This window comes from Nocardia sp. NPDC004722 (assembly GCF_053601505.1).
The window spans coordinates 1-5,535 of sequence record NZ_JBSGBY010000568.1 but is presented as its reverse complement, the minus strand read 5'-3'; the positions used below and the strand labels follow the sequence as shown (position 1 = coordinate 5,535).

Sequence of the window (5,535 nt, the reverse complement as noted above, 5' to 3'; positions counted from 1 at the left end):
CCCTTGGCCGGAATCCATCGCCCGAGTGTGGATTCCGGCCAAGGGCACGCCGGAATGACGAAAGGAATGACGAAGGGAACGGATACCGGGATGACGGGCGAGAAGTCCGTCCGATACCGGGTCGAGCAGTCCGTTCTGGAGCGGGCCGTCGATACCGAGGCGATATTCGATGCCCTGTATTCCGCTGCCCCGCATGCCTTCTGGCTCGACAGCGAGCATGTGGAGCCGGGTCTGGATCGTTTCTCCTTCCTCGGTGACGCCTCGGGCCCGCTGGCCGAGGTGGTGCGTTACCGGGTCGGGAGCGGGTTCGTGGAGGTCGAGTCCGCGGTCGGGCGGCGCGAGGTGCCGGGTGGGGTGCTCGATTATCTATCCGGTGAGCTACGCCGCCGGGAGATCGACTTCCCGGATGTGCCTTTCGATTTCGCGGGCGGCTATGTCGGCTATCTCGGCTATGAGATGAAGGCCGACTGCGGGGCGCGGGCGGTGCACCGCTCCCCCACCCCGGACGCGCAGTGGCTCTTCGCCGACCGCCTGATCGTGGTCGATCACGAGGCGGGCCGCACCCATCTGCTGGCCCTGTCCGAACCGGAATCGACTGCCGCCGCGCGGGATTGGCTCGCCGCCACCCGTGCGGTCGTGGAAACACTGCCGACCTGGGAGAACCCGCCGCCGCTGGCCTTGCGCGTGGACGAGGAGACGGTCGCGCCGCTGCTGACTCGCGGCCGGGAGCGCTATCTCGCCGATGTCGCCGCCTGCCGGGAGCAGTTGCTCGCCGGTGAGTCCTATGAAATCTGCATCACCGACAGCGCCTGCCCGCCCGGGGATGCCGACGGCCTTACCGTCTATCGCACGCTGCGGCGCGGTAACCCGGCCCCTTACGCGGCCTTCCTGCGCTTCGCCGACCTGGAGGTGGCCTCCTCGTCGCCGGAGCGTTTCCTGAAGGTGGATCGCTCCCGCACGGTGGAGAGCAAGCCGATCAAGGGCACCGCGCCGCGCGGGCGCACCCCGGCCGAGGATGCCGAGTTGGCGGCGGAATTGGCGCGCAGCCCCAAGACTCGCGCCGAGAATCTCATGATCGTCGATCTGCTCCGCAACGATCTGGGTCGCGTCTGCGAGATCGGGTCGGTGCACGTGCCGCATCTGATGGCGGTCGAGACCTACACCACCCTGCATCAACTGGTGTCCACGGTGCGCGGCCGGTTACGTCCGGAGCTGACCGTGATCGATTGCCTGCGCGCCTGTTTCCCGGGCGGCTCGATGACCGGCGCGCCCAAGCTGCGCACCCTGGAGATCATCGACTCACTGGAAACCGAAGCGCGCGGCGTCTATTCGGGCACCATCGGCTTCCTGGGACTGGGCGGCACCGCCGACCTGAATATCGTCATCCGCACCGCGGTGCGGCACGACGGCCGCTGGCGGGTGGGTGCGGGCGGCGCGGTGGTGCTGGATTCCGACCCGGCCGAGGAGTATCGGGAAATGGTCTGGAAGGCCGCCGCCGCATTGCGCGCGCTACCCGGGCTGGCCGGGCCGGTGCCGCAGACAGTTCAGGCGTAGCTCCACCCACATTCGGGGCATGCGCTCTGCCCGGCGGGGATCACGGCGTCACAGGAGAGGCAGTCGATGTCCTCCCCATCGTCTCGCCGGTCGTTGGCCGAACGCTGTCCGAGCTACTTGCGGCGGGTGCGGCGGGATTTGTCGTCGGCGGGTTCGGGGTCGGGGCGCGGGGTGGTGAGGCGGCCGAGCAGGGAGACGCCGGGGAGTTTGTCGAGTCGGCTGAACACCTCTTCGCCCAGGGCGGTGAGGGATTCGAGGCGGGTCAGCAGCTTGTCGTAGGCGACGAAGGCGGGCTCGGCCAGGGCGAGGGTGCGGTCGAGCCGGTCGATGGTGGCATTGAGCCGTTCCACCGCGCTGGTGAGGTTCTCGATCAGGTCGGGCAGTTGGGCGGCCAGCTGGATCGAGGCGGGCGGCAGCCGGACGGCGGTGTCGAAGGCGGTGGAGGCGGTGGTCTGCGCCGAGTCGAGGGCCAGTCCGGCGGCGTTCTGGGCGGCCTCGACGGCGGCCTGCGCGGCGGCGAGGATGTCGCTCGCGGTCGGGACGCGGGAGGTCGGGGGTTTGGCGCGGGGGGTGGGGTCCGGGCGGCCGGAACCTTTCGGAGTGCTCATGCCTCTACTGTGCCGGACGTTTTTCAGATTCTGGTGGAGGGTTGATCGCAATCTCTTGTCGGAGGGGCATGACATCATTCGGGCACCATGAATCTGACCACGGGCGAGCATACGGCGGTTCCGACATCGCTTCTCACGGTTGTCCTTTCGTGGCGGCCGGGGGCGGAGGTGGCGGCCTCGGCCGTGCTGGTGGCGGAGCACGGGCGGGCGCGGTCGGATCGGGACTACGTGTGGTTCGACGCGCCGCGGCATGTGTCGCAGGCGGTGACGCTGGATCGCGAACCCGACCCGGGGACCGCGCGGCTGTCGGTGTCGCTGCCGCGTACCGGGCCCGAGGTGGCCGGGATCGTGGTGATTGGTTCGGTGACGGGCACTTTCGCCGAGGTCGCGGGCCTGCGGCTGACCGTGCTCGATCATGACCGGCCGGTGGCCGATTACGCGGTGGAGGTCTCCGAGCCGGTGCCCGCGCTGGTGCTGGGCGAGTTTCTGCGCGACGAACAGGGCTGGGAGTTCCGGGCATTACGCGAGGGCGCGGTCAGCCTGAGCGGGCTGGTGCGGGAGTTCGGGGTGCGGGTGGATCCGGTCCGCACACCGCAGCCGCGCCGAACCCCGCCGCCACCGGATTCCGAACGCGCGGACTGGCATCCGGACCCGCGCGATCCGGCCTGCCTGCGCTGGTGGGACGGCGCCACCTGGACCGCCGCGACACGCGCTGTGCCGCCGCCGGATTCCCGGCACTGCCCGCGCTGCGGCGAACCCCGCCGCCGTCGGCTGTTCAACGCGACCGCGCTGTGCCGCGAATGCGTCACCGAAACAGGCGAATACCTCGCCGACTGGCAGTCGCGTGCCGAGCGCGCGCTGCGCCGCGCCGAACCGTACGAGGACTGGGACACCCTGTGGGCCGCCCTGCGCTATCAGCGCATCGAGCGCGCCGCCGCGGTGGAGATGCTGCGCCCGACGGCTCACGATCACCTGGAACGCCTGGTGGCCTTCACCTTCGCCGACGGGGTGGTCGAACAGCCGGATCTCGACGATTTCGAGGACACCGTCGCCGAGCTGTCCCTCTCGGGGCCGCTCGTCGAGGATCTGCGCCGCCGGTTGCGTCGCGGCCGCATGCTCACCCGCCTGCGCTCCGGCGAACTGCCGCTGGCCCAGACCACCGGCCTGCACCTGGATCCCGACGAACGCGTGCATTTGAGTCTGCCCGCCGCCCATATCCGGCAGTTGGCCCGCGGCACCAAGCGCAGCGAAGGCCGTCTCATCGTCAGCAACCGCAAGATCCGCTTCACCGGTTCCGACGCGGGCACCGAAATCCCGTGGGCGCGGGTGGTTTCGGTGACCTGCGCCGACGGCCTGGTCGAGGTGTCGGCCACCTCGGCGCGCGGCGGCGCGCTGCTGGAGGTCGCCGACGCCGCCTATGTCGCCGCCGCCATGGAGGGCGCGCTCCGCATCGCCAAACGCCTGGCGCTGGCCCCCGGCCGCCGCGACACCCGCACCATCCCACCGGATGTGAAGGCGGTCGTCTGGCAGCGCGACGGCGGCCGCTGCGTCGAATGCGGCGACAGCCACTATCTCGAGTTCGACCACATCATCCCGATCAGCCGCGGCGGCGCGACGAGCCCCGCCAACCTCCAGATCCTCTGCCGCGGCTGCAACCGCACCAAGTCCACCCACATCTGACCGGCGACTGCCGCCCCACCCCGGCGACCGCGTATCCAACCGCACCGACGCGCGGCTTCGAGGGAAATGTGGGGGATCCGACGGCATGCGATGAATCATGTTGAGCGGCAGTGGGTGTGGTCCTAGCGTCCCAAGAAGTGAGTCGCGGAAGGGGATCGACAATGCAGGTGGCGGTGGTGGGTGGCACCGGGACGCTCGGGGTGCCGGTGGTGCGGGAGCTGGTCTCGCGGGGACATACGGTGCGGGTGTTGAGCCGGTCCGCTCCGGGCGAGCCGGTGCCGGGGACCGTGCACCACGCGGTGGATCTGACGACGGGCGCGGGACTGGACGAGGCGCTCGAGGGGGTGTACGCGACGGTGGACGCCGTGAGTCATCGGGGGCTGCGCAGCGCCGGGGTCATGGTCGAGGGGGTGCGCACCCTGCTGGCCGCCGAGCAGCGCGCCAAGGTCGGCAATCACGTGGAGATCTCCATCGTCGGCTGTGACCGCGTCCCCTTCGGCTACTACCGCACCAAGGTCGCCCAGGAGCGCGTGGTCACGCAGGGTCCGATTCCGTGGACGTTGCTGCGCGCCACCCAGTTCCACGACCTCATCGACGAGATCCTCGGCGCGTCCGCCGTTTTCCGCATGGCACCGCGCAGCGCCATGCGATTCCAGCCGATCGACACCGCCGCGGTGGCCGCGCGGCTGGCCGACGCGGCGGAGGCGGGCCCGGCCGGTCGCCTCCGTGATCTGGGCGGCCCGGCTGTGCAGACCCTCGCCGAACTGGCCGATATCCGCCGCCGGGTGCTCGGCGGTCCGCTGCTGCCGCTGCCGGTGCCGCCGCTCGGCCGCGTCGTTCGACGGGTGCGCAACGCCGCGCTGTGCCTCGACTCCGATGGCGAGGCAGTGTCGTTCGACTATGCCGAGTGGCTGCACCGCCGTCCGAAACCGGCGAGCTGACCTGTATCCATGGTCGCGCCGGGGTTGATCGGGCGGTATCGGGAACTCCCCTGAGGCATCCCCGGATTCAGCGCCGTACGCGCAGCACCGTGGGTTCGGCGCAGAACTGGGTGGTGGCCTGGTCGGGGGTGAGCGCGGTGCGGGCGAGGCCCCCGGTGTCGGTGACCGTGCATTGGCTGCCGCCGATGTGCCCGGTGCCGTCGTCGAGGAATCTGACCTCGGCGGTGACGAGGGGGTGCAGGATGTCGGCCTCGAAATAGTAGAACTCGATCTTCCAGAGTTCGTAGCTGTCGCGGGCGGTGACGACGGTGTAACCGGCGGCGGTGGTGTCGAGGCCGATGCCCGCGAGTTCGCCCGCACGCTGGAGGCGCACGGCGTCACCGGTGGCGTGGTAGACGAGGTAGCGGGTGTTGGAGCTGGCCAGCATGATCGGGATGAGCAGCTCGTCGCGGCCGTCGTTGTCGAGGTCGCGCAGGCGGGGCGTGGTGGTGCCGACCGACTGTTCGGTAATGGTCTGCACGTTCGCGCCGGTGGGATCCAGTACCGAGATGGTGACCGTGGCGCGCTGCCCGGTGCCGGTGTGGCGTACCTCGAAGGTCAGACCCGCCGGGTCGCGGGACTGTAGGTAGCAGTCGGGAGGTGTTGCGGCGGTGGCGATGTCACCGCACGGCGCCAGCGCGGACACCGGTGCGGCCAGGGTCGTGGTGGCCTGGGTCGGTTCGGCGGCGGGCGGCGCCAGATTGCCCGCCATG

General features: G+C 70.4%; 5 protein-coding genes. 3 read left to right on the top strand and 2 right to left on the bottom strand.

What is annotated here, in order from left to right; translation table 11 throughout:
• Positions 1 to 66: 66 nt before the first annotated feature.
• Positions 67 to 1,554, top strand: a complete 1,488-nt coding sequence (gene pabB / locus ACWELQ_RS36710; RefSeq protein ID WP_452401619.1) for an aminodeoxychorismate synthase component I — start codon at positions 67 to 69, stop codon at positions 1,552 to 1,554.
• Positions 1,555 to 1,667: 113 nt separating this feature from the next.
• On the opposite strand, the gene ACWELQ_RS36705 is transcribed toward pabB, so the two are convergent.
• Positions 1,668 to 2,162 (bottom strand): hypothetical protein, encoded by a 495-nt coding sequence (locus ACWELQ_RS36705; RefSeq protein ID WP_452401618.1) that lies wholly within the window; start codon positions 2,160 to 2,162, stop codon positions 1,668 to 1,670.
• A gap of 87 nt (positions 2,163 to 2,249) precedes the next feature.
• Here ACWELQ_RS36705 and ACWELQ_RS36700 point away from each other — a divergent pair, with 87 nt between their 5' ends.
• The gene (locus tag ACWELQ_RS36700) at positions 2,250 to 3,842 is read left to right on the top strand and encodes a TerD family protein (protein WP_452401617.1); all 1,593 of its coding nucleotides are present in this window, start codon (positions 2,250 to 2,252) and stop codon (positions 3,840 to 3,842) included.
• A 161-nt stretch (positions 3,843 to 4,003) separates the two neighbouring features.
• Positions 4,004 to 4,783: an SDR family oxidoreductase gene (locus tag ACWELQ_RS36695; RefSeq protein ID WP_452401616.1), complete on the top strand. Its 780-nt coding sequence runs from the start codon at positions 4,004 to 4,006 to the stop codon at positions 4,781 to 4,783.
• Between the two features lie 67 nt (positions 4,784 to 4,850).
• On the opposite strand, the gene ACWELQ_RS36690 is transcribed toward ACWELQ_RS36695, so the two are convergent.
• Positions 4,851 to 5,535: hypothetical protein (locus ACWELQ_RS36690; RefSeq protein ID WP_452401615.1), on the bottom strand; the 685-nt coding region annotated here is incomplete at its 5' end.